The organism is Phyllobacterium sp. 21LDTY02-6 (assembly GCF_023554255.2).
GTDB lineage: Bacteria > Pseudomonadota > Alphaproteobacteria > Rhizobiales > Rhizobiaceae > Phyllobacterium.
On the sequence record NZ_JAMJWD020000006.1, the window covers coordinates 214635 to 239176 of the forward strand.

General features: G+C 61.6%; 28 protein-coding genes. 14 read left to right on the forward strand and 14 right to left on the reverse strand.

The window, feature by feature from the left end:
• Position 1 precedes the first annotated feature (1 nt).
• Entirely contained in the window at positions 2 to 1333 is a 1332-nt protein-coding gene (locus M8997_RS19520) for a sigma-54 dependent transcriptional regulator (RefSeq protein ID WP_250019521.1), read from the forward strand.
• On the opposite strand, the gene M8997_RS19525 is transcribed toward M8997_RS19520, so the two are convergent.
• The gene (locus tag M8997_RS19525) at positions 1321 to 2460 is read right to left on the reverse strand and encodes a LacI family DNA-binding transcriptional regulator (RefSeq protein ID WP_323748379.1); all 1140 of its coding nucleotides are present in this window, start codon (positions 2458 to 2460) and stop codon (positions 1321 to 1323) included. The two genes, M8997_RS19520 and M8997_RS19525, sit on opposite strands and share 13 nt — an antisense overlap.
• Before the next feature lie 174 nt (positions 2461 to 2634).
• Between M8997_RS19525 and M8997_RS19530 the strand changes: the two genes are divergently transcribed.
• From M8997_RS19530 to M8997_RS19560, 7 genes are all read left to right on the forward strand, one after another.
• Positions 2635 to 3612 (forward strand): ABC transporter substrate-binding protein, encoded by a 978-nt coding sequence (locus tag M8997_RS19530; protein WP_250019520.1) that lies wholly within the window; start codon positions 2635 to 2637, stop codon positions 3610 to 3612.
• 80 nt (positions 3613 to 3692) lie between these two features.
• A complete protein-coding gene (locus M8997_RS19535) occupies positions 3693 to 5231 on the forward strand; it encodes a sugar ABC transporter ATP-binding protein (RefSeq protein ID WP_250019519.1) in 1539 nt (512 codons plus the stop codon).
• Between the two features lie 16 nt (positions 5232 to 5247).
• On the forward strand, positions 5248 to 6207 hold the full coding sequence (locus tag M8997_RS19540) for an ABC transporter permease (RefSeq protein WP_250019592.1): 960 nt from the start codon (positions 5248 to 5250) through the stop codon (positions 6205 to 6207).
• Positions 6204 to 7175 carry an ABC transporter permease gene (locus M8997_RS19545; RefSeq protein ID WP_250019518.1) on the forward strand — a complete coding sequence of 324 codons (972 nt, stop codon included), beginning with the start codon at positions 6204 to 6206 and terminating at the stop codon, positions 7173 to 7175. Before M8997_RS19540 ends, M8997_RS19545 begins: the two co-directional genes overlap by 4 nt.
• 1 nt (position 7176) lies before the next feature.
• Entirely contained in the window at positions 7177 to 8190 is a 1014-nt protein-coding gene (locus tag M8997_RS19550) for an aldose epimerase family protein (RefSeq protein ID WP_250019517.1), read from the forward strand.
• 57 nt (positions 8191 to 8247) lie between these two features.
• Positions 8248 to 9567: an NAD(P)H-dependent oxidoreductase gene (locus M8997_RS19555; protein WP_250019516.1), complete on the forward strand. Its 1320-nt coding sequence runs from the start codon at positions 8248 to 8250 to the stop codon at positions 9565 to 9567.
• 194 nt (positions 9568 to 9761) lie between these two features.
• Positions 9762 to 10121 carry a hypothetical protein gene (locus M8997_RS19560; RefSeq protein ID WP_250019515.1) on the forward strand — a complete coding sequence of 120 codons (360 nt, stop codon included), beginning with the start codon at positions 9762 to 9764 and terminating at the stop codon, positions 10119 to 10121.
• Between the two features lie 208 nt (positions 10122 to 10329).
• Here M8997_RS19560 and kynU read toward each other — a convergent pair whose 3' ends face one another.
• A complete protein-coding gene (kynU, locus tag M8997_RS19565) occupies positions 10330 to 11571 on the reverse strand; it encodes a kynureninase (protein ID WP_371929611.1) in 1242 nt (413 codons plus the stop codon).
• A gap of 15 nt (positions 11572 to 11586) precedes the next feature.
• Positions 11587 to 12315, reverse strand: coding sequence for a GntR family transcriptional regulator (locus M8997_RS19570; protein ID WP_250019513.1), 729 nt, complete (start codon positions 12313 to 12315; stop codon positions 11587 to 11589).
• 100 nt (positions 12316 to 12415) lie between these two features.
• Here M8997_RS19570 and M8997_RS19575 point away from each other — a divergent pair, with 100 nt between their 5' ends.
• The 4 genes from M8997_RS19575 (at position 12416) to M8997_RS19590 (ending at position 16111) form a co-directional block, all read left to right on the forward strand.
• Positions 12416 to 13390: an ABC transporter substrate-binding protein gene (locus M8997_RS19575; RefSeq protein WP_250019512.1), complete on the forward strand. Its 975-nt coding sequence runs from the start codon at positions 12416 to 12418 to the stop codon at positions 13388 to 13390.
• Between the two features lie 100 nt (positions 13391 to 13490).
• Complete coding sequence (locus tag M8997_RS19580) at positions 13491 to 14273, forward strand: ABC transporter ATP-binding protein (RefSeq protein ID WP_250019591.1); 783 nt, start codon at positions 13491 to 13493, stop codon at positions 14271 to 14273.
• A 1-nt stretch (position 14274) separates the two neighbouring features.
• Positions 14275 to 15189 carry an ABC transporter permease gene (locus tag M8997_RS19585; protein WP_250019511.1) on the forward strand — a complete coding sequence of 305 codons (915 nt, stop codon included), beginning with the start codon at positions 14275 to 14277 and terminating at the stop codon, positions 15187 to 15189.
• A 94-nt stretch (positions 15190 to 15283) separates the two neighbouring features.
• Entirely contained in the window at positions 15284 to 16111 is an 828-nt protein-coding gene (locus tag M8997_RS19590; RefSeq protein WP_250019510.1) for an alpha/beta hydrolase, read from the forward strand.
• A gap of 63 nt (positions 16112 to 16174) precedes the next feature.
• Here the strand turns inward: M8997_RS19590 and M8997_RS19595 are convergent, their stop codons facing one another.
• Positions 16175 to 16441, reverse strand: coding sequence for a helix-turn-helix domain-containing protein (locus M8997_RS19595; protein ID WP_250019509.1), 267 nt, complete (start codon positions 16439 to 16441; stop codon positions 16175 to 16177).
• A 260-nt stretch (positions 16442 to 16701) separates the two neighbouring features.
• Between M8997_RS19595 and M8997_RS19600 the strand changes: the two genes are divergently transcribed.
• On the forward strand, positions 16702 to 16890 hold the full coding sequence (locus M8997_RS19600) for a hypothetical protein (RefSeq protein WP_250019508.1): 189 nt from the start codon (positions 16702 to 16704) through the stop codon (positions 16888 to 16890).
• A 4-nt stretch (positions 16891 to 16894) separates the two neighbouring features.
• Here the strand turns inward: M8997_RS19600 and M8997_RS19605 are convergent, their stop codons facing one another.
• Both M8997_RS19605 and M8997_RS19610 read right to left on the reverse strand, forming a co-directional pair.
• Positions 16895 to 17536 (reverse strand): 3-oxoacid CoA-transferase subunit B, encoded by a 642-nt coding sequence (locus M8997_RS19605; RefSeq protein ID WP_250019507.1) that lies wholly within the window; start codon positions 17534 to 17536, stop codon positions 16895 to 16897.
• Between the two features lies 1 nt (position 17537).
• Positions 17538 to 18260: a CoA transferase subunit A gene (locus tag M8997_RS19610; protein ID WP_256473402.1), complete on the reverse strand. Its 723-nt coding sequence runs from the start codon at positions 18258 to 18260 to the stop codon at positions 17538 to 17540.
• A gap of 79 nt (positions 18261 to 18339) precedes the next feature.
• On the opposite strand from M8997_RS19610, the gene M8997_RS19615 reads away from it, so the two are divergent.
• Complete coding sequence (locus M8997_RS19615; protein ID WP_256473403.1) at positions 18340 to 18924, forward strand: LuxR C-terminal-related transcriptional regulator; 585 nt, start codon at positions 18340 to 18342, stop codon at positions 18922 to 18924.
• Here the strand turns inward: M8997_RS19615 and M8997_RS19620 are convergent.
• From M8997_RS19620 to M8997_RS19655, 8 genes are all read right to left on the reverse strand, one after another.
• Positions 18917 to 19699: an ABC transporter permease gene (locus M8997_RS19620; RefSeq protein WP_250019506.1), complete on the reverse strand. Its 783-nt coding sequence runs from the start codon at positions 19697 to 19699 to the stop codon at positions 18917 to 18919. The two genes, M8997_RS19615 and M8997_RS19620, sit on opposite strands and share 8 nt — an antisense overlap.
• A complete protein-coding gene (locus M8997_RS19625; RefSeq protein WP_250019505.1) occupies positions 19696 to 20544 on the reverse strand; it encodes an ABC transporter ATP-binding protein in 849 nt (282 codons plus the stop codon). Before M8997_RS19625 ends, M8997_RS19620 begins: the two co-directional genes overlap by 4 nt.
• 15 nt (positions 20545 to 20559) lie before the next feature.
• Positions 20560 to 21576, reverse strand: a complete 1017-nt coding sequence (locus tag M8997_RS19630) for an ABC transporter substrate-binding protein (RefSeq protein WP_250019504.1) — start codon at positions 21574 to 21576, stop codon at positions 20560 to 20562.
• Positions 21577 to 21742: 166 nt separating this feature from the next.
• Positions 21743 to 22111 (reverse strand): YbaN family protein, encoded by a 369-nt coding sequence (locus M8997_RS19635; protein ID WP_250019503.1) that lies wholly within the window; start codon positions 22109 to 22111, stop codon positions 21743 to 21745.
• Positions 22112 to 22188: 77 nt separating this feature from the next.
• Positions 22189 to 22581, reverse strand: a complete 393-nt coding sequence (locus M8997_RS19640) for a VOC family protein (RefSeq protein WP_250019502.1) — start codon at positions 22579 to 22581, stop codon at positions 22189 to 22191.
• Positions 22578 to 22886, reverse strand: coding sequence for a helix-turn-helix transcriptional regulator (locus M8997_RS19645; protein WP_250019501.1), 309 nt, complete (start codon positions 22884 to 22886; stop codon positions 22578 to 22580). The genes M8997_RS19640 and M8997_RS19645 overlap by 4 nt, the downstream gene beginning before the upstream one ends.
• Positions 22887 to 23018: 132 nt before the next feature.
• Positions 23019 to 23522, reverse strand: coding sequence for a ferritin-like domain-containing protein (locus tag M8997_RS19650; protein ID WP_250019500.1), 504 nt, complete (start codon positions 23520 to 23522; stop codon positions 23019 to 23021).
• Between the two features lie 146 nt (positions 23523 to 23668).
• Positions 23669 to 24541: an SMP-30/gluconolactonase/LRE family protein gene (locus M8997_RS19655; protein WP_250019499.1), complete on the reverse strand. Its 873-nt coding sequence runs from the start codon at positions 24539 to 24541 to the stop codon at positions 23669 to 23671.
• Between the last annotated feature and the right edge of the window lies 1 nt (position 24542).

Consider the following 24542-nt stretch of genomic DNA (forward strand, 5'->3'; position numbering starts at 1 on the left):
AATGAGCGTTAATCACGTGGTTTTTGTCGATGATGATGATGATCTGCGCAGGGCCAACAGCCAGACCCTCGAACTCGCCGGCTTCACTGTCATCCCCTTCGCCGATGCGATGAGCGCCCTGCAGCATCTGTCACCGGACTTTGCCGGCGTGGTGGTGACGGATGTGCGCATGCCGCATGTCGACGGGCTCGAATTCGCGCGGCGGCTGCGGGAGATGGATGACGGCCTGCCGGTGCTGCTCATCACCGGCCATGGCGATATCGAGATGGCCGTATCCGCCATTCATGAAGGCGCCTATGATTTCATTGCCAAGCCCTATCCGGCGGAGCGGCTGGTGCAGAGCATTCGCCGCGCGCTCGACAAGCGAGCGCTGGTGCTCGAAAACAGGCAATTGCGGCTGGCGGCGGAAAGCTCGGAGGAGAGCCTGCCGCTGATCGGGCAGACCCCGGTGATGGAGAACCTGCGCAAGACGCTGCGGCAGGTGGCGAATGCCGATGTGGACGTACTCATTGCGGGAGAGACCGGCACGGGCAAGGAAGTGGTTGCCGGGCTCCTGCATCAGTGGAGCCGGAGGAAAGAGGGAAACTTCGTCGCGCTGAATTGCGGCGCGCTGCCTGAAACGGTCATCGAGAGCGAATTGTTCGGGCATGAGGCCGGCGCTTTCACCGGTGCGCAGAAGAAGCGCATCGGCCGTATCGAATATGCCAGCGGCGGCACGCTCTTCCTCGACGAGATAGAGAGCATGCCCCTCTCGACCCAGGTCAAGCTGCTGCGGGTTCTCGAAACGCGGGAAATCGCCCCGCTCGGCACCAATGAGCAGCGTGCCGTGGACCTGCGCGTCGTAGCTGCGGCGAAAGTCGATCTCGGCAGCCCCGAACAGCGCAGCAGCTTTCGCGAGGACCTCTATTACCGCCTGAACGTCGTTACGATTTCCATTCCGCCCCTGCGGGAGCGGCGCGACGATATCCTGCTGCTGTTCGCGCATTTCGCACGCCGCGCCTCGGCCAGGTTCGGCACCGAGCCGGTGGAACTGACGGCAACCCTGCGGGCGCGACTGCTGGAGCATGACTGGCCGGGCAATGTGCGCGAGCTTGCGCATTTCGCCGAACGGACGGCGCTTGGAATAAAGGAGAGCGAACCGGCCCGGGAGAGGAGCCTAGAGGCTAGCCTGCCGCAAGCCATGGAGCGTTTCGAGGCCAAGCTTATTCGCGATGCTCTCGAGGCCCATGATGGCGACGTCCGCTCCACCATCGAAGCGCTGGGCATCCCGCGCAAGACGTTCTACGACAAGCTGCAGCGGCACAATATCGATCGCTCCGCCTATGTGAAGTGATCTGCGCCCGCGGCGGAATGCTCCCTGCAGGCCGCCACCGAATGGCGCTCGACCAGCGGGCATTCCAGCTTGGTGATCGGATGGCGCTCGGGCCGCGCCCCATGCGTCACGTCGAGCTGTTCGATGGCCCAGCGACCCATGGCGCGGTGCGGCAGCACCGATGTGGTCAACTGGGGATGCAAATGGCGGGAGATTTCCTCGTCATCATAGCCGATGACGGAAATGTCGTCGGGAATGACCATTCCCGCCTCTTTCAGCGCCTCATAGCAGCCAATCGCCGTGCGGTCGTTCTGGCAGAAGATTGCTGTCGGCCGCTCCTGCAGGGCCAGTAGCTTCTTGGTCGCGTCATAGCCGGCGCTGGCCGACCAGTCGCCCTCGATGACCAGCGCGGGATCGAATGGGATATCCGCCGTGGCCAAGGCGCGGCGGTAGCCCTTGAGCCGGTCCTGCGCGGCCTCCATCCAGGGTTCGCCCGTGATCGTCCCGATCCGCCGGTGGCCATGTTGGATGAGATGCCGCGTCGAATGCTGGCCGCCGGCGATCTCGCTTGGAACGACCGCCGGAAAGGCGTGATCGGCCGTGTAGCAATTGAGCAGGATCACCGGAATGTCGAGATCATATATAGCCTGCGGCAGCACCACTTCGCGCGTGAAGATCGCCATGTAGATCAGCGCCGATATGCCCTGCTCCTGCAAGGCCTGGATGGTACGCGGCTCCATTTCCGGATCGTTGAGCGTCTGCGCGACGAGAATGATGTTGCCGGCGTTCCACGACGCCTGCCGCGCGCCCTCGATCGCGACCACCGCCTCCGGGCTCGTCGCCAACTGGTCGACGATGAAGCCGATCTTGCCGTCGATAGCTGGAGCCGGAGCAATGGATCCATCCAGATGGGCAAAGCTCGGGGCAGCATAGCCGAGGCTCCTCGCCGCCTCGATCACCCGCTCGCGCGTCTCCGCCGCGAGCTTTATGCCCGGCGTCTTGTTGAGCACGAAGGAAACCGTCGCCTGCGAACAGCCGGCCAGGCGGGCGATATCCGTCATGGTGACGCGCTTGCTCGTGCGCTTGCGGCGCGCCGCCGGTCCAGCGGACGCCGATTTCCCAGCGGGAGGGTCCACTATCTCGTTCATTGGCACGGGTTTCCCGGATTGAGGCTGATCAGTCATAGACGGCGAATATTAGGTGCAGTCAACGCTACTAATCAACATAAATTATTATTGACTAATTTTTATAAATGAACATGATCGCCAGGTGGGATCACCACAGCGTTGGTCAAAAACGCAAATTTCTGGGAGGAAATTTCAATGAACATTACCCGCCGCTCAATCCTTCTCGCGTCGGCCCTTGGCATTGCAGCCATGGCCGCCGGAGGCGCCATTGCCGCATCGCCGCCGCTGGAGAAGAAGGAGACCTACAAGGTCGGCTTCGCGCAGACCGAGAGCAACAATCCCTGGAGGCTTGCCCAGACCGCGAGCATGCAGGAAGAGGCGAAGAAGCGCGGCTGGCAGCTCGTCTATACGGACGCCGCCGGCTCGGCCGCCAAGCAGGTCGCAGACGTCAATTCGATGATCGCGCAGGGCGTCGATCTCATCTTCCTCGCTCCGCGCGAAGAAAAACCGCTCATTCCGGCCATCAAGGCCGCGAAGAATGCGGGAATCCCGGTCATTCTTCTCGATCGCAGCGTCGATCCTTCGCTGGCCAAGCCGGGTGAGGATTATGTGACCTTCATCGGCTCCAATTTCGTCGAGGAAGGCCAGCGCGTTGCCGAATGGCTGATCGCCAACGGCAAGGACAAGACCAAGATCATCGAGCTCGAGGGCACCACGGGTTCCTCACCGGCCAATGATCGCAAGAAGGGCTTCGACGACGTGGTCGCCAAGAACCCGCAATTCAGCATCGTCGCATCGCAGAGCGGCGATTTCGCCCGCGACAAGGGCCGCCAGGTGGCGGAAACCCTGCTTCAGGCCCATCCCGACGCCAATGTGATCTACGCCCATAATGACGAGATGGCGATCGGCGCGATCTCGGCCATCGAGGCAGCCGGCAAGGTACCAGGCAAGGACATCCTGGTCCTGTCGATCGACGGCGGCAAGGAAGCCGTTCAGGCCGTGGTCGACGGCAAGATCGCAGCGGTCGTCGAGTGCAATCCGCGCTTCGGACCGAAGGCTTTCGACACGGCGGTCGCCTATGCCAATGGCGAGACAATTCCGGAAAAGATCATCAATCCGGACCAGTTCTACGACGACAAGAACGCCAAGGAACTCTTGAGCACCGCCTATTGATCGAGCATCGGGAACCGGCCATTGTCCGATAATGGCCGGGCCCGCCGCCTGGCGCAGCCCTCATGTCTCCGGAGATAGCCATGTCCCCTCTCCTGTCCATGACGCATATCGACAAGCGCTTTGCGGGAATACCGGCGCTTTCCAGCGCAACTTTCGAGGTCGCGCCCGGCGAGGTGCACGCCTTGATCGGCCAGAACGGCGCCGGGAAATCCACGCTGATCAAGGTGTTGACCGGCTACCACAAGCGCGATGCCGGCGAGATCGTCTTCGACGGCGCGCCGTTCGAGGCGACCTCGCCGCACCATGCGCAGGCGAGCGGCATCAGCACGATCTACCAGGAAATCAACCTCGTTCCCTATCGCTCGGTGACCGAGAACATCTGCCTTGGCCGTGAAGCGCGCCGCTTCGGCCTGCTGGACTGGAAGCGCATGCACGCCGAAGCAGAAAGCCTGCTGGAGCGCTTCAACCTTGATCTCGACGTGCGCCGCCCGCTGATGGAATTCAACACGGCAACGCAGCAGCTCGTCGCCATCGCGCGCGCCATCGGTTTTTCCGCCAAGCTCGTCATCATGGACGAGCCGACATCGTCGCTGGACGAGCGCGAAGTCGCGGTGCTTTTCGAAGTGATCCGCCAATTGAAGCAGGACGGCGTTTCGGTCGTCTTCGTCAGCCACAAGATCGACGAGCTATACGCCGTCTGTGACCGCGTCACGATCATGCGCGACGGCCGAACCGTCAAGACGGCGGCCATGCAGGAGATCGACCGCATCGATCTCGTATCTTCGATGCTTGGCCGCTCGATCGAGAAGAATGCCGGCCACGCCACCGCCTTCACCAGCCGCGACCCGAAGAAGATCGGCGCAGAGCTGCTGTCGGCACGCAACATGGCCGTCGATCAATCGGTCCAGGACGTGTCCTTCGACATTCGCAGCGGAGAAATCGCCGGCTTTGCCGGACTGCTCGGCGCCGGCCGGACCGAGACCGCCCGGCTGGTATTCGGCGTCGACCGGCCGCGCAACGGCGCAATGAAATTCGAGGGCCAGGACTATTCGCCGCGCAATCCCGGCGAGGCAATCGCCGCCGGCATGGGCTTCTGCACCGAGGACCGGAAAAGCGAAGGCATCGTGCCGGAGATGAGCGTCGCGGAGAACATGATGCTGGCGCTGATGCCGAAACTGAACAGGTCCGGCATCATCGACGAGAAGGCGCAGCGCGCGATCGTCGAGCGCTTCATCGCGCAGCTCGGCATCAAATGCTCCGGCCCCGACCAGAAGATCCGCGAACTTTCGGGCGGCAACCAGCAGAAGGTACTGCTGGCGCGCTGGCTTGCCATGAACCCCCGCCTGCTCATCCTCGACGAGCCGACGCGCGGGATCGACATCGGCGCCAAGGGCGAGATCCAGACATTGATCAAATCGCTCGCCGACCAGGGCCTTGCGGTGCTCATGATCTCCTCGGAGCTGGAGGAAGTAATCGAAGGCGCCGATCGCGTCTTCGTGCTGCGCGAGGGCAAGAGCGTTGCCGAACTGCAGCGCGAGGCGGCAACGGAGGATGCCGTGATGGCGGCAATGGCTGAAGGCGCCGGCCCGGCACAGGAGGAGGCGAGAGTTGAGCAATAGCACCCGTTCGGCGAACATGGTCGATCCGTTCGACTTCCTGGCGCGCTATGGCACCCTCATCGCGCTGGCCCTGCTGATCATCTTCAATATCGCCTTCACGCGAAACTTCGCCACCATGCAGACCCTGAACGTCAACCTCACCCAGGTCTGCACCATCGTCATCGTCGCCGTCGGCATGACGCTGGTGATCGGAACGGGCGGTATCGACCTTTCCGTCGGCTCGCTGATGGCGATATCCGGGGCGCTGGCGCCGATGATCTTCCTCGGCAAGATCGTGCCGATCGACAATATCTACCTCGCCGTTGCCGTGGCCATGCTCGCCTCGATCCTGGTGGCTGGCCTGTTCGGGCTGTTCAATGGCTGGCTCGTCGCGCATTACAGGATCCAGCCCATCGTCGCCACGCTTGTGCTGTTCATCGCCGGGCGCGGCATCGCCCAGGTCATGACCAATGGCAATCTGCAGACCTTCCGCGTGCCGGAGTTCCAGTTCATCGGGCTTGGCCGCGTCTTCGGCATCCCGTTCCAGGTGATCCTGATGGCGGCCATCGTGCTCGTGGCCTATTACGTGCTGAAGCGCACCGTGTTCGGCCGGCAGATCATCGCGATCGGCGGCAATGAACGCGCCGCCGAGCTTTCCGGGGTCGCCGTGTCGAAAGTCAAGCTCATCGTCTATGCGGTCAGCGGCCTTTGCGCCGGCGTCGCCGGTCTCATCGTCATCGCCATCAACTCCTCCAGCGATGCCAATCTGGTCGGGCTCGGCATGGAACTCGATGCCATCGCCGCCGTCGCCGTGGGCGGCACCTTCCTCAGCGGCGGCAAGGCGACCATCATCGGCACATTGCTCGGCGCCATGACCATCCAGCTCGTCCGCTATACGCTGCTCGCCAATGGCGTGCCCGATGCGGCCGCGCTGGTGGTGAAGGCGGCGATCATCGTGCTGGCAGTGTGGATACAGCAGCAGGGCAGGCAGGCATGAACAGGGTTCGTCTCATCAAGCTCGCCGGCAGCTATGGCGTCGTGATCGCGCTCATCCTGCTCGTCCTGTTCGGCTGGGCGCGCTATGACTACTTCCTCGGCTTTTTCAACATCACCAGCGTCCTGCGCTACAATGCCATGTTCGCCCTCGTCGCGCTCGGCATGTGCTTCGTGATCATGACCGGCGGGATCGACCTTTCCGTCGGCTCCACCGCCGCGCTCGGCAGTGTCGTGGCGGCATTGGCCAGCCCCTATGGCGCCTGGACAGGGCTTGGCGCCGGCGTGGCTGCAGGCCTCTGCGTCGGGCTCGTCAATGCGGGCCTTATCGCCGGCATGAGGATAATGCCATTCGTCGCGACGCTCGCCACCATGCTCGGCGCCAGCGGCGTCGCCCTGCTCCTCGCCGACAATCAATCCGTCTCGGTGTCCTACGAGAGCGGCTTCACCGTGATCGGCCAGGACAATTTCCTCGGCTTTCCCATACCGGCATGGATCGCCATGCTCGCCTATCTTGCCGGCTGGGTGATCCTGAATTTCACCAGCACGGGCCGCGGCATCCTTGCGGTCGGCGGCAATGAGGATGCTTCGCGCATGATGGGATTGCCGGCGGGCCGCATCAAGTTCCTGGTCTATCTTGCCAGCGGCGGCCTTGCCGGCCTCGCCGGCGTCATCCTCGCGTCGCAGTTCGGCGCCGGGCAACCGATCGAAGGCGTCGGCTGGGAACTCTTCGCCATCGCGGCGGTGGTGGTCGGCGGAACATTGCTCACCGGCGGCGTCGGTTCGGTCGGCGCCACGCTCGCGGGCGTATTGCTGCTCGGCATATTGTTCAATGTACTGAATTTCGAGAACGGCAAGGGCTGGATATCGCTTTCCGCCTATTGGCAATCGGTCATTCGGGGAATATTCCTGCTCATCGTCGTCATCATACAGGCCAAGCTCGCTTCCCGCGTTGCCGGCAGGGAGCACTAATTTGCGCAGCGTCACCACCCCCGCAACCTTCGGTACCTTCGAAGGCCAACCCGTTTTCGAAGCGACCATAACGTCCGACAGCGGCGCAATCGCCAGAATATTGAACTGGGGAGCTACGATCCGGGACCTGCAGGTGCCGCTTGCGGGCCAGGGGCTGCAGCGCGTGGTGCTTGGCTTCGACCGGTTCGAGGACTACCCCTTGCGGTCGCCCTATTTCGGCGCGCTGGTCGGGCGCTATGCGAACAGGATAGCCAATGGCCGCTTTTCGCTTGACGGCAGGGTCTATGAGACCGACCGTAACGAGGGCGGAAGGCAGACCCTGCATGGCGGCAGCAAGGGCGTTTCACAGCGCCTGTGGACCATGGTCGACTGGACGCCCGCTTCCGTCAGCCTCGCTCTCGATCTTGCCGATGGCGACCAGGGCTTCCCCGGCAATATGCAGGTGCGCTGCACCTATGCCTTTTCGGCCGCGGACGTGCTGACGCTGACGGTCGAAGCCACTTGCGACATGCCGACGGTGGTGAACTTCGCCCAGCACAGCTACTTCAACCTCGATGGCTCGGCCGATGTTCGCGGCCACAGCCTGCAGATCGAGGCGGATCAATATACGCCCGTCGACGAGCATCTCATTCCGACGGGCGAGCTTGTTCCGGTATGTGGAACCGAGTTCGATTTTCGTGCTGCGCGCCCGATCGGGCAGGAAGGAAGCTACGATCATAATTTCGTGCTTCGGCCCGGAAAGGCGGGCACGCTTCGCCCTGCCGCGCTGCTTGCCGGCAATAACGGGCTGGCCATGCAGGTCAGTACCACGGAACCCGGCCTGCAATTCTATAATGGCTCGATGATCGGCGATCTCACCGGACTATCCGGAAAGTCCTACCAGGCCTATTCCGGCATCTGTCTCGAAGCGCAGCGTTTTCCGGACGGCCCCAACCAGCCCGGTTTTCCCGATTCGAGGCTGATTCCGGGCGAAATATATCGCCAGATAACGGAATTCCGCTTCCTCCAGCGCTAATCGGTTGCTAATCGTGCAATCTCGTCCTATTCCAATTCTATGAACATTGGAGGTATCATGAATACAAATGTTGCATTGACGGGATTGGCGCGGGACATGCAGGCGCGGGCCGACGCGGGCCGCCCAATCCGCATAGGCCTCATCGGATCCGGCGAGATGGGCACGGATATCGTCACGCGCGTGGCTCATATGCCCGGCGTGGAGATCGGCGCAATCTCCGAACTCAACATTCCAAATGCTCTGAAAGCGGTCGACATCGCCTATCAGGAAGAAGGACATCATCGGGAGACTTCCAACGCCTCGTCGCTGACGGCGGCCATGGAGGCTGGCAAGATCGCCGTTACCAGCGACGCCAACCTGATCCTCGAAAACGATCTCATCGACGTTGTGATCGATGCGACGGGCGTCCCTGCCGTCGGCGCGGAGATCGGCCTGCGCGCAATGGAACATGGCAAGCACCTCGTCATGATGAATGTCGAGGCGGACGTCACCATCGGCGCCTACCTGAAGAGCGAGGCGGACCGGCTCGGCGTCACCTATTCCCTCGGCGCCGGCGACGAGCCTTCGTCCTGCATGGAACTGATCGAATTCGTTTCGGCGATGGGGCATCCGATCGTCGCGGCCGGCAAGGGCAAGAACAATCCGCTCAATATCGACGCCATTCCCGACGATTATCAGGAGGAGGCGGCGCGGCGTCACATGAATGTGCGTATGCTGGTCGAGTTCGTCGACGGTTCGAAGACCATGGTCGAAATGGCCGCCATTGCCAATGCCACAGGCCTTGTTCCCGACAAGCCCGGCATGCACGGACCGGCCGCGACGCTGGATCAATTGTCGAGCACGCTGATCCCGGAGAAGGATGGCGGCGTGCTGTCACGCGTCGGCGTGGTGGATTATTCCATCGGCAAGGGCGTGGCGCCGGGCGTCTTCGTGGTCGCCGACATGTCGCATCCGCGTATTTCGGAGCGCATGGAAGACCTGAAGATGGGCAAGGGTCCCTATTTCACCTTCCACCGCCCCTATCACCTGACCTCGCTCGAAGTTCCCCTCACCTGCGCCCGCGTCGTGCTCTATGGCAAGGCCGACATGGTGCCGCTGGCCAAGCCCGTTGCGGAAGTCTGCGCCGTCGCCAAGAAGGACCTGAAGCCCGGCGACAAGCTCGATGCGATCGGCGAATATTGCTATCGCGCCTGGATCATGACGGCGGCCGAAGCGCGCAGCGCAGGCGCCATCCCCTGCGGCCTGCTGCAGGGCGGCACGGTGACTGCGCCGATCGCCAAGGGCGAACTCATCACCAGCGCCAATGCGGCGCCTGTGCCGGGGTCGAAGATCGTTGAACTGCGGGCCCGCCAGGACAAGCTCGTCTACGGTGGATAAGTTCTGCGCTCACCATTTCGTTCCGCTGACGTAACGGACCGGAATATCGCGTTTATTCAAGGCATTAGGCTAGATTTACGTGAGCTTGTGCCTTGAATTGTTCTCTAAATGTTCCATTTAGTTCTTGCAATCCGGCTGTCAAGTACCAATATTAATATTTGGTTAACGATGAGTCGTATGCGCAGGAGCAGACAATGCCCGCCTTTCAGGTCAAGATCGCTTATTTGACGAAGTACAAGCAGTCGCGCCACCTCTTCCATGAGCTTGTGATCGCCGACGATGCCGGTGGCGCGCTCGACGAAGGGCGCAAGCGCCTGGCCCGGCGGTCCCGCGAGGCACGCATCATCCATGAAGCCTGCTCGATACGGCCGGACAGCGAGGAAGTCGAACGGGCGGCAGCCCATGGCTGGACGCTGAACGATAATTGGTGGTCGCGCCCGGTGAAGGCGGAGGACGATCTCGCCGCCATCGCACGGCACGGCTTCACCCACAGCAATGTCATTCACGCCAAATCGGCGCAGGATTGCGTCGCCATCGACAGACATGCGGCGTGAGCAAGCCACCTTGGCGAATGACGCGGCTGCAATGATGCAGGGAACCTAGTGACCCGAATCCGAAGTTCACTACATTGTTGCAGCAGCGTCAGATGAACTTCAGATTCGATAAGGTCACTAGCAATTATATGTTTCTAGTGTGGTTCTCGGAATTGAAATACGCTCCGGCACCTGCTGCCATAGTCAGGCGTATTTCAATTCCACCACACTAGGTGACCGCCGTCCTGACCTTGTATTCCGGCCTGTCCCAGGCGCGTTCCTCCAGTATGGCCCTGAGTATGGATGCGGCCTGCGCCACCTCGGCATAGTTGAGATAGAGCGGCGTGAAGCCGAACCTGATGATGTCGGGCGCGCGGAAATCGCCGATCACGCCGCGGGCGATCAGCGCCTGCATGATGGCGTAGCCGTTTTCGCAGGCATAGGAAACCTGGCTGCCGCGCTTATCGGCCTCGCGCGGCGTTACCAGGCGCAAGCCGAATTCATCGGCAAAAGCGTCGATCTCGCGCATGAACAGTTCGGCCAGCGCCAGCGACTTGCGCCGCAGTGCGTCCATGTCCACCTCGTCCCACAGCGCGAGTGCTTCATCCAGCGCCACCATGCCCAATACTGGCGGCGTGCCGCAAAGATATTGTTCGACCCCGCCGGAGGGCACGTAGCCTGGTTCGAATTCGAACGGCACACGATGACCGAACCAGCCGGAGAGCGGCTGGCGGAAGCCGCCATGATGGCGCGGATCGACATAGAGGAAGGCCGGAGCTCCCGGACCGCCATTCAGGTATTTATAGCCGCAGCCTATGGCGAAATCCGCCTGCGCGGCTTCGACGTCCAGAGCCATGGCGCCGGCGCTGTGAGCGAGGTCCCAGATGGTCAATATGCCTTTTTCATGCGCCGCCTTCGTCAGTTCCGCCATATCGTGACGGTAGCCGGTGCGATAATTGACATGGGTCAGCATCAACACTGCAACGTCTTCATCGAGCAGCGCGGGAATGTCCTGCGGCGCGTCTGCGAGCACGAGGCCGTGCTTCCCGCCAAGCTGGCGCGCCACGCCTTCGGCAATATAGAGGTCGGTCGGGAAGTTCTCGCGCTCGGAAACGATCGTCCGGCGCCCGGGATTGAGGTTCAGCGCCGCCGAGAGCACCTTGAACAGATTGACCGACGTACTGTCGGCGGCAACGACCGTTCCCGCTTTCGCGCCGATGACGCGGGCGATCCTGTTGCCGACCTTTTGCGGCAGGTTCACCCACTCCGCGCTGTTCCAGCTTCGAATGAGGTCCGTGCCCCACTCGGTGCCGATCGCATGCGCCACCCGTTCCCGCACGCCTTTCGGCAGCGCGCCGAGCGAATTTCCATCGAGATAGATGACGCCCTCCGGCAATTCGAACCTGTCCCGGAAGCTGCGCAGCGGATCGGTTTCATCCGCTTCCTGCGCGGCGTTGCTATCGATGGTCATCATTGTCCTGTGATATCAGGCCGCGGCGTCGATGCCGCTGGCGCGTGCGAGTTTCAGAAAGGAATCCTTCGCCAGCCGGATATGCTCCAGCATCAGCGTTTCGGCCGCATGTTTGTCGCGGTCGAGCGCCGCCTGCAGCAATGCGGCATGGGCATCGATGCCGAGCGCCTCGCGGGAAAGCACCTCTATGCCGCTGCCGCTGCCCTCATGGCGGCTGACATGGTCGATCCGCATGATGATGTAACGGCGATAGCGCTGCAATTGGAGGTGGGTCTGCTGGGCGAAGTTCATCAACCAGCGCGACGAGGTGCCGGCAATGAGCGCCTGGTGGAATTCGCCATGGGCGGCATCCCATACGTCGATCGTATCGAGTTCGGAAAAGGAGGTCGGCACGACGCATTTCGACAGCCGGTAATGGGCGCTGACCAGCCCCGCCTCCCAATTGCGGTCGCCCTGCTCGATGGAGGCGGTGAGAAGATGCGTCTCGATCACCGCCCGCGCGCCTTCGAGGTCTTCGAGTTCCTCGAGCGTGGTGGGCACCACGCGAAAACCCTTATTGGCCTCCGCGGTGACGAAATTCTCCGCGTGAAGCCTGCTCAGCGCCTCGCGCATGGGTGTCGGGCTGCCGCCAAGCTCCTGGGCGAGCGTGCGCAAACGCAGCGACTGGCCCGGCAGCAGATCGCCATTCAGGATCCGCGACCGAAGCAACGCATAGAGAGCATCGGATTTGACATTGACAGCCATTTGATCCCTCCCCTGCCGCCTGATTTCCGTATTGTATATCATTTCACGTTTGTTATATTGTTTTCAAGCCAGAGGGCGGAACATAAAATGGGAGAATCGTATGATCGCGGCAAAAAGAATCGCGAAGGCTGCGCTTGGAGTAGCGCTTGGGATGGCACTGGGCCTTGGGGCGGCCTCGGCGGAAACCAAGATCGGTATTGCGCAGTTCGGCAAGCATCCGCAGCTGGACGAGACAGTAACGGCTTTCAAGGCAGAATTGACGAAGCTCGGCGTTTCCGATGCGGTCTATGATGAATTGCAGGTCAATTTCGACGCCACGCTCATCCCGCAGATGGTGACGAAGCTCACCTCCGCCAATCCGAAGCTGATCCTCGCCGTCACCACGCCGGTGGCGCAGGGCGCGCGCCAGATCGTCGGAAATTCCGGCACGCCGGTCGTTTTCGCCGCCGTCACCGATCCGGTCGCCGCCAAGCTCACGCCTTCCTGGGAAGCGGGCGATCCCGGCATGACGGGCGCCTCCGACCTGCAGGACGTCGCCTCGGTCATCACCTTCATCAAGAAGCTGCTGCCGGAAGCCAAGCGCGTCGCATATCTCTACAATCCGGGCGAAGACAATGATGTCGCGGTGCTCAAGCTGATGCAGGAGACCACCAAGGCCGAAGGGCTCGAACTGGTCGAAGTCGGCATCGACAACACCAATGATATTCCGATCCGCGTCGGCTCGCTCGCCGGCAAGGCGGATGTGATCTACGTCCCCGGCTCCAACCTGGTCCAGCCAGCCGTTCCGGCCGTGGCTGCGGCGGCCCTCAGCATCAATATTCCCGTCGTCGATGCTTCGGCCCAGGCGGTCCGCGACGGCCTCGTCGCCGCGGCCTTCGAGGTTTCCTATACGAAGGTCGGGCAGAATGCCGCCAAGCTTGCGGCGGAGATCCTCGCCGGCAAGACCACGGCGAGCCTTGGACCGATCAAGCCGTCCTATGACGACCACACGGCGCTCATCAATGAGGCTGTCCTGGCGAAAACGGGCCAGAAAGTGCCCGATAGCCTGAAAGATTGCGGCTGTTTCGTTAAATAGTCCTAGACAATCGCGGTCAAATCTATAGTTCCTGCGCCATTCCAGCGCGGGAACTATCCTATTTTCGGACAGCTCATCACAAGGGGCTCATATGACTGACATGCTCTCCGTCAAGGACGGCACCAAGATCTTCTATCGCGGTACACAGGATGAGCGCCGGGCGCTCGACAAGCTGAACGTCACACTGTCGCCAGGGGATTTCTGCGTCGTCATCGGCAGCAATGGAGCAGGCAAGTCGAGTTTCCTCAATGCAGTCTCCGGCAAGCTGCCGCTCGATTCGGGCCGCATCTTCATCGACGGCCAGGATGTCACCAGGCTCAACACCCATCGCCGCGCGCAATTCATCGCCCGCGTTTTCCAGGACCCGATGATCGGCACGGCGCCGACGATGACCATTGGCGAAAACATGCTGCTCGCCGAACTGCGCGGCAAGCCGCGTGGTTTCACCTATGGGCTGACCGCGGCGCGCCGGGCGCGCTACAGCGAGCAATTGTCGGAACTGAATCTCGGTCTGGAAAAACGCCTCGACATGCAGGTCGGGCTGCTCTCCGGCGGCCAGCGCCAGTCATTGTCGCTGGTCATGGCGGTCTCGACGCGGCCGAAGCTGCTGCTGCTCGACGAACATACGGCGGCGCTCGACCCGCGCACGGCCAAGCTCGTCATGGATACGACCGTGCGCGCCGTGGAGGAATTGAACCTGACGACGCTCATGGTGACCCACAACATGGAACATGCCATCAAGTACGGCAACAGGATCATCATGATGGATGCCGGCAAGGTGCTGGTGGAGATCGGCGCCGAGGAAAAGCGCGGCATCACCGTTGCCGACCTGGTCGATCGCTTCCATACCAAGTCCGATATCATCGCGTTGCAGGGGGCTTGAGATGCTGAACGTCCTGACCAGCTTCTACGGCCTCATTCCCGTAACCATCGCCCAGAGCCTGATCGTCGCCTTCGTCGTGCTTGGCGTGATGCTGCCATTCCGCATTCTCAACTTTCCCGATCTTACCTCGGAAGGCGCGTTTCCGCTCGGCGGCTGCGTCTGCGGTGCGCTGATCACTGTGGGGGTGAACCCGTTTCTCGCCTGTTTCATCGCGCTTCTCTGCGGTTTCGCCGCTGGCTGCACCACGGCTTTCATCCATCTGCGCTTCAAGATCAACACGCTGCTTGCCGGCATTCTCGTGATGACGATGCTCTACAGCATCAATCTGCGCATTCTCGGGCGCACCAACATACCGCTCTTCACCTATGACACGGTCTTCACTCTGACCGCCGGTGCTTCCGCCAACCTGCCCTGGGTCAAGATCCTCATCGTTGGCATCCTGATCGCCCTTGTCGTCGCGGCGATGCTCTATTTCTTCATGTCGGAAAAGGGCACGTCCATGCGCGCCGTCGGCGCCAGCCCGGACATGGCCGAGGCACAGGGCATCAATGTCGGCACGGCGACCATCATCGGTGTCGGCGTCGCCAGCGCATTGTCGGCGACGGGCGGCAGCATCATGGTGCAGACGCAGGGCTTTGCCGATGTGAACATGGGCTTTGGCATCCTGATCAATGGCCTGGCGGCGCTGATCATCGGCGAAGCGATCACCGGCCGGCAGACCATATTGCGCCAGGTGGCGGCGCCCGTGGTCGGCTCGCTGGCCTATTACCAGCTGATCTCCTTCTGCCTGACGCTCGGGCTTGCCCCGGCGGACCTCAAATTCGCGACGGGCGCCTTCGTCCTGCTGATGCTGGCATTGCCGAGCCTGCGGAAGTCCTCGGGCGGAACGCAGATCCGGGAAAAGATCAGGGAATAGCCTTTCGGCCGCTCGAAAAGCATAGACGGCTTGCGAACTTCGCCAGTCTCTGCTTGAAATCGCCCGGGGATTGTTGACCGGGGGGACAGCAGGAATGACCGAGGCCATTGACTGGGACGACGCCTATTCCAACTTCGCCTATATTCCGGATGGCTATGGCTATCCGGCGAAATGGGTCGTGGAGGCGCAGAAGTTCCGCGACGAGATGCAGCAGAAGACACTGCTGAAGTCGGACATCTCCTATGGCGCGCGTGAGCGCAACCGGTTCGACCTGTTCATGCCCTGGGGCGACCTCAAGGGCCTCGTCGTCTTCGTCCATGGCGGTTACTGGATGGAGGATTTCGACAAGTCGAACTGGTCGCATCTCGCCCGCGGGCCGCATGCCCATGGCTTCGCGGTGGCCATCCCGTCCTATCGATTGTGTCCGCAGGTCCGCATCAGCGACATTACCGTCGAGATTGGCCAGGCGATCAGCCATGCCGCTGCAGAAGTGCCCGGGCCCATCCACCTCACCGGCCATTCCGCCGGTGGCCATCTCGTGGCGCGCATGGTAACCGCCACGTCGCCGCTGCCGCAGGCCGTGAGGCAGCGGATCCGCAAGACGGTCGCCATATCGCCGATCACGGATCTGCGGCCGCTGATGAAAACGGAAATGAACGACACGCTGCACCTCGATGCCATCGAGGCGCGGCTGGAAAGCCCTGCCCTGCTGGAACCCCAGGAGGGCACGGACCTGACGGCCTGGGTCGGGGAACTTGAGCGGCCGGAATTCCGGCGCCAGAACGCGCTACTTGCCAATATCTGGTCGGGCTTCGACTGCCGCATCGACGCGGTCGAGGAGCCGGAGCGGCATCACGCGAACATTATCGAGGGGTTGGCAGACGCGGCCCATCCGCTGACTCACAGGCTTTTATGCCTCTAGGGGTCCGATGGTCGCCGCGTCCGGGAACTGCCCGGTTATGGAACGAGGCAGGCTGTCTTGGGTTTATGCGCTGAGGCGGCTGGAATCTTCGATGATCATGGCATTGCTAGGCAGGCCGAGCGCATGAGCAATACGCTCCAGCTTGCTGGGGTCGGCATTCTGGCCGCTTTCGATGGTTTCGATTTCAAGGGATGTCAATCCGCAAGACACCGCCAAATCGTCGACCGAATAGCCGAATTGCTCGCGGAATGCCCTCACAATATTGGTACCATTGGCAATTGCTGTGGAAATGGATTCTGGCAAAGAATAATCCCTGACGGCTTTGTTCATCGCTTTGCTCCTAACGTGAATGGTTTGGTTAACAAATCGGAAGGCAGAACTTATACGCCCACCGTTCCGGATCAACCTTTTTGTGCTCCATCACGAAAAACGTGATCGAAACTGTTGTTTCAGGTCCGCCATAATAAGGCGCCGGATCTGTCTAAGATGGTTCGCTGTTCCGATTGTTGAATACACATTTGCTGAAGAATATCAGCAGATTGATACGCCGCTGTGACACTCGCAGCACGACCTATATAGGAAGCGCGACCATGAAAGGGAACCCTTCGACCTTGAAATATTTCACCCTGATCCTTCTGACACTCGCCATATCCGGCACCCTGCTTGGCGGCTGTGCCCGCGTCTATTACGGAACATTCCGCTATGAAGCGCAATGCGCCGATGCCGATCCGCGCCAGCCGGAACGCGGATCGGTTTGCGTCGTCGAGCGAACGAAGTAGCCTGCTACAGGCCGACCTCGAACTTCGCCTGCGTCTTCGCCCTGATCTCGTCGAGGCTCACATCCGGCGCAATCTCGATCAGCGTCATGCGGGGCTCGCCGCGGCGCTCGAAGGTGAAAACGCCAAGATCGGTGATGACGAGATCGGTCACGCGCTGGCCCGTCAGCGGCAGGCTGCACTCTTCGAGCAGCTTCGCCTCGCCCTTGGCCTCATGCTCCATGACGACGACGACCTTCTTCACGCCGGCAACGAGATCCATGGCGCCGCCCATGCCCTTGACCATCTTGCCCGGCACCATCCAATTGGCGAGGTCACCGCTGCGCGACACCTGCATGGCGCCGAGGATCGACAGGTCGATATGACCGCCACGGATCATGCCGAAACTGTCGGCGCCGGAAAAATAGCTCGTCGTCGGCAGTTCGGTGATGGTCTGCTTGCCGGCATTGATGAGGTCGGCATCCTCCTCGCCTTCATAGGGGAAGGGTCCCATGCCGAGCATGCCGTTCTCGCTTTGCAGCTGAACATTGATGCCGGCCGGAATGTAATTGGCAACGAGCGTCGGAATGCCGATGCCGAGATTGACGTAGAAACCGTCCTGCAGTTCCCTGGCGGCGCGTTCCGCCATCTGATCGCGTGTCCAGGCCATCTCAGTTCACCTCGCTGCCAGCCACCGGACGCTTGCGCGTGGTTCTCTGTTCGATATGTTTGACGGGATCGGGTACGTGCACGATCCGCTTGACGAAAATTCCCGGCGTATGGATGTGATCGCCGTCGATTTCGCCGGCTTCGACGATATGTTCGACTTCCGCAACCGTGAAGCGCGACGCCGTCGCCATGATCGGGTTGAAGTTGCGCGCCGTCTTGCGGTAGACGAGATTGCCTTCCGTATCGCCCTTATAGGCGTGCACGATCGACAGGTCGGCGAAGAGGCCGCGTTCCATCACATAGGACTCACCGTCGAATTCGCGCACATCCTTGCCCTCCGCAATGATGGTGCCGACGCCGGTCTTGGTGAAGAAGGCCGGAATGCCTGCGCCGCCGGCGCGGATGCGTTCGGCCAGCGTGCCTTGCGGGTTGAATTCCAGCTCGAGTTCGCCCGACAGATATTGCTGGGCGAACAGCTTGTTCTCGCCGACATAGGACGAGATCATCTTGCGAATCTGCTTGGTCTCCAGCAGCACGCCGAGGCCGATGCCATCGACGCCCGCATTGTTCGAAATGACCGTCAGGTCCTTGACGCCTGAATCGCGTATTGCATGAATCAGCGCTTCAGGAATGCCGCAAAGGCCGAATCCGCCTGCCATGATGGTCATGCCGTCGAACAGCACGCCTTCCAGGGCATCGGTTACGTTCGATTGAAGTTTTTTCAACGATAGTCTCCCATGATCCTCCGTCCGTTCGCCACGGTATGGCTTGTGCATGGGGGGCAGGTAGTCGTATTAATACGGCATGTCGCCACGCGAACCATCAGATCCATCGAGGACTTCTGCCGAGGGCAGCGCCAGATTCGGGCTGGCCGACCTGCCGGTGCCGATGGTCTATGCCACGCACCGTATCATAAGGGATTGCAATACGGAATTCGCCGCCATCTTCGGCTATGAGCAGGCGGAACTCATCGACCAGAGCTTCAGCCGGCTCTACCCGAAGATCCGCGATTTCGTCCGCACGGGCGAGATGTGGCGGAGCAATTTCGCCGGCGGCAAGGTCTATTACGACGAGCGGCTGATGCGCCGGCGCGACGGAACGAGCTTCTGGTGCAAGGTCCGCGGCCGCAGCCGCAATCATTCCGATCCCTTCGCCGAAGCGCTCTATTGCTTCGAGCCGATGAACAGGCCCGCCGGCGATGCGAGCCTGCTTTCCGATCGCCAGAAACAGGTGTTGACGCTCGTATCGCAGGGCAAGACCAATGGCGAGATCGCGCTGGAACTCGGGCTGTCGCAACGGACCATCGAGGCCCACCGCGCCCGGCTCATGCGCGCCCATTCGCTGCGCAACAGCGCCGAGCTCATCGCCTGGTTCTCCAATCTCAGATAGCGCTGGTCTTCGGGCGCCATACCAGCAGGCGGTTCTCCACCAACGTCACGATCCAGTCCACCAGGATGACGAAGAAAGTGAGCACCACCATGCCGGCAAAGACGCCATTGACGTCGAATACGCTCTCCGCCTCATGGATGAGATAGCCGAGCCCTGCCGCCGAGCCGAGATATTCGCCGACGACCGCGCCGACGACGGCAAAGCCCACCGATGTGTGCAGCGACGAGAACATCCAGGACAGCGCGGAGGGAAGATAGACGTGGCGCAGCAGCTGCCGCCCGTTCATGCCCAGCATGCGGGCATTGGAAAGCACCGCCGGACTGACCTCCTTGACGCCCTGATAGACGTTGAAGAACACGATGAAGAACACCAGCGTGACGCCGAGCGCGACTTTCGACCAGATGCCGAGCCCCAGCCAGAGCGCGAAGATCGGGGCGAGCACGACTCGCGGCAGGGCGTTGGCTGCCTTCACATAGGGATCGAACACGGCGGCGAGCAAGGGCCGGCGCGCGAACCAGAAGCCGATGACGACGCCGCCGATCGAACCGATGGCGAAGGCGAGCGCGGCTTCGGTCAGGGTGATGCCGAGATGGTACCAGATGGAGCCTTCCTGCACCCAGCTGACGATCCGCTCCGCCACCAGGATCGGCTCGCCGAAGAAGAAGCTTATCGTCTTCGGATTGCCGAGCAGCGTGGTGGTGGTGGCCACATGCCACAGGGCGATGGTCACCACGGCCACCAATATCTGCAGCGTCAGCAGGACCGCGCGGTTCATGACAGTTTCTCCGCCTGTTTGTAGCCCTTCAGGACCTCCTCCTTCAGCGCATTCCATATTTCGCGGTGCACTTCGTGGAATTCCGGGGCGGATTTGATGTCGGCCATGTTGCGCGGGCGGGCAAGCGGAATGGTGTAATCGCCGATGATGCGCGACGCCGGGCCGGCGGACATGATGATGACGCGGTCGGCGAGGCCGATCGCCTCGTCGAGATCATGGGTGACGAACATCACGGCTTTCTGATCCGCCGTCCACAGGTCGAGCAGGAGATCGCCCATGATCAGGCGGGTCTGTGCGTCGAGCGGCCCGAAAGGCTCGTCCATGAGGATGATCTTCGGATCGCGGATCAATACCTGCGCGAGGCCGACGCGCTTGCGCTGGCCGCCGGAAAGCATGTGCGGATAGCGGTCGGCAAAGGCTGCGAGCCCTACCCGCGACAGCCATTCGCGGGCCCGCTCCAGCGCTTCGCGCCTCGCTACGCCGGCGACTTCCAGCCCGATCGCGACATTGTCGACGGCGGTCTTCCACGGCATCAGCGAATCCTGCTGGAACAGGTAGCCGGCATGGGCATTGATGCCGGTATGAGCCTTGCCGAAGATCCTGACATTGCCGGCGGCAGGCTTGATGAGGCCCGCCGTGGCGTTCAGCAATGTCGATTTTCCGCAGCCCGTCGGCCCGACGATGGCGACGAATTCCCGGTCCCTGACCTCGAGATTGGTTTCGCCGACCGCCTCATAGGCGGTGCCATTGGCCATGGGAAAGGCGATGCGGACGCCTTGCAGTTCCACAGCGCGGCTATCGGCCGGACCGCTGGAACCGGCGGCATGCTTGGGCGCAATTGTCATGCGGTATGTTTAACCTCAGCCCTTGATGAAGCGGTCGTCGAAAGTCGCGGCAAGATCGATCTTCGCCTGCGCAAATTCGGGGTCCAGCACCTTCAGCGTGTTGAGAACCGACTGCATGCCTTCCATGGTCAGCACGCCATTGAGCGAATAGGTCGGCAGCGAATTGGCAACCGCCTTGAGGTAGAGCCCCTTGTCGCCGAGCTGGTATTCCGCCGGCACCGTATCGGCTATCTCCTCGGGCGTCGCCTTGTGCAGCCAGTCGAGCGCCTTGACGAAGGCCTTGACCAGCGCCCGCGACGTATTCGGGTTGGCGTCGGCGAATTCCTTCTTGGCATAAAGGACCGCTGCCGGGTTCGATCCGCCGAACAGCGCCTTGGTGCCTTCCTCGGTGCGGGTGTCGATCAGCACGGAAATATCGCCGTCCGCCTCGAGCTTGGCAATCACCGGATCGAGATGCGACAGCGCATCCACCTGGCCCTGCTTGATCGCCGCGACCGCGCTCGCACCGCCGCCAATGCCGATCAGCGGCGCATCGCTGGCCTTGAGCCCGGCCTTCACCATCGCATATTGCACCGTCAATGCAGTGGAGGACCCCGGCGCGGTCACGCCGATCTTGAGGCCCGCAAGGTCGGCAGGCGTCTTCACCTTGTCTGCGAGTTCCTTGCGCACGGCAATGACGATGGCGGGGAAACGGCCAAGCTCGCAGAGCGCCCGGATATCCTGGCCCTTGGCCTGCATGCGGATCGTATGTTCATAGGCTCCGGTCACCACATCGACCGATCCGCCGACGAGCGCCTGCAGCGATTTCGCGCCGCCGCCGAAATCGTTGATCGCCACGTCGAGGCCCTCTTCCTTGAAGAAGCCCTTGCGCTCGGCAATCGTCAGCGGGAGATAATAAAGCAGCGGCTTGCCACCGACGCCAAGCGTCACGCTGGTCTTTTCGAGTGCGCCCGCCTGCGCCAGTGCCGGCCTGCCGGACACGCCGAGCACAGATAGCGCCGCCGCGCCCGCAAGAAATTGCCGCCGTTCCATGGAGATCTCCCTTTCCTCCACACAGGTCCCGACCGCCATCCGGCGCACGAGACAAATGTGCAATTGTTTTATCTGTTTTGCAAAAGTTAGCATCAGGGTTTTGGCAGTGCAAGGCATTGCAGCCACGGAACCTGGCTCGGTCCCCAGCAAGAAAAGCACCTCCAGTTCAGACGCTTGGCCGCGTGACCACGTAGACGGCGCTGGCGATGAAAAACAGCGCGACGAAGCCGGCAAGCGCCGGGGTGGGACGCGCGAAATAGTAGAAGGAGCCGAAGCCGAACGCCATGCCGGCAAGGGCGATGAGCTTGATTCTGCCGGGTATAGCGCCGCTCTGGCGCCATTTGACCAGAGTCGGGCCAAAAACGGGGTGGGTCAGCAGCCAATTCTCGAAGCGCGGCGACGAGCGGCTGAAGCACCAGGCCGCGATGATGAGAAAGATCGTGGTCGGCATGACGGGCAGCAAGGCACCGACGAAACCAAGCGCAACCATTATCCAGCCAACGACGAAATAGACGGTTCGCTTCGTTCTTCCCATCATCGATATCCCACCATGCCGGCCAAGCTTTATATGCTTGTGGCCGCCTTGTCAGCTAGGGGGAATGACGGCCATGCTCAGGCAGCCTTCATCTCGATGATCTGGATGAGATTGCCGCAACTATCGTCCAGCACCGCCATCCGGACCGGACCGGCATCCATCGGCTCGCGGGTGAACGCCACGCCGAGCGCGCGCAACCGGGCATATTCGGCATCGATATTGTCGACCTGGAACGACGTCGCCGGGATGCCGTCCGCCACCAGCGCGGTCTTGTACGGCTGCACGGCCGGGTGATCGCCCGGCTCCAGCAACAGTTCCGTCCCTTCCGGGTTTTCGGGCGAGACGACGGTCAGCCAGCGATGTTCGCCCATCGGAATGTCGTGCTTCACCTGGAACCCGAGAACGCGCGTATAGAAATCCAGCGCTTTCGACTGGTCGTCCACGAAGACGCTCGAAATATAGATCCTCATCGTCTTTTCCCTTTCTGCAGTCGGCTGCGAAGCCACGCGTCGAACGCCTCGCGCATCGGCCCCGGCTCAAAGGAATGAATTCTGGTCCGCCCCGACCATTCGACGCGGACGAGGCCGGCTCTTTGCAGCATGTCGAGATGCTGCGTTATCGCCTGGCGGGACAGTCCCGCTCCATCTTCCGCATGGGAAGCTGCACAGATCTCGAACAATGACTGGTTCGGACGCTCCCTCAGCCGATCGATGATCCTGCGGCGCGTGGGATCGCCCAGCGCCTTGAAGACGCGATCGAGTTCATCATCGTTCATGGGGTCCAATATGCAATAAAATCATTGCATGTCAAGCGCCCGAAAACAGCCCCGAAAACAACAATGGCGGCAGCGATCAGAACCGCTGCCGCCATGATGGTGGAAGCCTGTCGGTTTCGCCCGGCCGCCGGATCAGGCAGCGGCGGCGTTGACGTGGCTTTCGGCCAGGCCGGTGAGGGTCTTGTCGGTCTTCATCTCTTCATCGAGATTCTGTTGCAGCAGCGCCGCGCAATCGGGGCGGCCCAGCTGATTGGCCCAGGCCACCAGCGTGCCATAGCGGGTGATCTCGTAATGTTCGACCGCCTGTGCGGCCGCGATCAGCGCCGCATCCAGCACCTGGTCGTCATCGACTTCGCCGGCCACCTCGTCGGCTTCCTCGAGAATGCCGTCGATCGCCGGGCAGTTGACGCCGCTGACGTCGACGCCATGCTGCTTGAACACCTGTTCCAGCCGCTCGATCTGCATCTGGGTCTCCTGAAGATGCTTTTCGAAGCCGCTCTTCAATTCCTGGTTGGAAGCCTTGTCGATCATTTCAGGCAGCGCCTTCACGATCTGGTTCTCGGCGTAATAGATGTCGCGCAGCGTATGAACGAACAGATCGTCCATCGACTTGATGTCCTTGGAAAAGAATCCCATGTCATTCCTCCTTCGCATCGGAAATTCAACAGCCATCGGCGGCTCCCGGCGGGAATCCGTCGCAGCATGTGCTTCTTGGCAGTGACGGAATATCAACGAGAGGCGGGCGGAATAGTTCCTGAGCGCGATGCGGGAAACGCGGAGGGCTAAAGTCGTACCGGAGGATCGAGGCGGCCCTTGCCTTCCGTCTTCACCAGAAGGGTTTTCCCCGCATCGGGATCGCCGCGGCGCGCATTCGCGCTCATATCCTGGAACGCGGTGGTGACGATGATATCGCCGCTCGTTTCGCTGACGAATGCCGGACAGGAGGTCTGCTGGACCGGCAGGTCGATCGTCCTGATGCGCTGCCCCGTCGGTGCGTAGATATCGACAGCCGACCGCCCCCAGCAGGCGTTCCACAGATTGCCTTCCGCATCGACGACGGCTCCATCGACACCGCCTTTTTCGCGGTGTTCATGGAAGACCACCGGTTCACCGCTCGGCAGGCCGGTTTCGGCATCGGTCTCGACGCGCCAGATGATATTCCTCCCCGTATCGGCGAAATAGGCGGTGCGGCCATCCGGTGCGAAGCAGATGGAATTGGTGATCGTCATGTCCGCGAACAGCTTGCGCAATTCGCCTTGCCTGTACCAGTAGATCGACCCCGCGCCCTTTTCCGCCTTCTTGCCCATCGTGCCGATCCAGAACGCACCGGCCGGATGAACGCGCGCATCATTGGAGCGGGTCGACGGATTGTCGGCTTCGATAGGCTGGTGCATCGTCAGGGCGCCGGAGCGCCTGTCGCGCAGGAAAAGGCCGGTCTCGGTGGATATCAACTGGCGGTTTGCATCGACTATGGCCAGCGCGCTCGCCATCTGGCCAAGCTCATGCACGCTTGCCGCGCCACCGGACAGTGGTTTCTCGAAAAGGCGGCCCGTGACGATGTCGAACCACCAGACATTGCCGGTCAGCGGATCATAGCCCGGCCCCTCGCCCAGTTCGCATGCCTCGTCGTGAAAAATGCCGATCTCGTCCGTCATC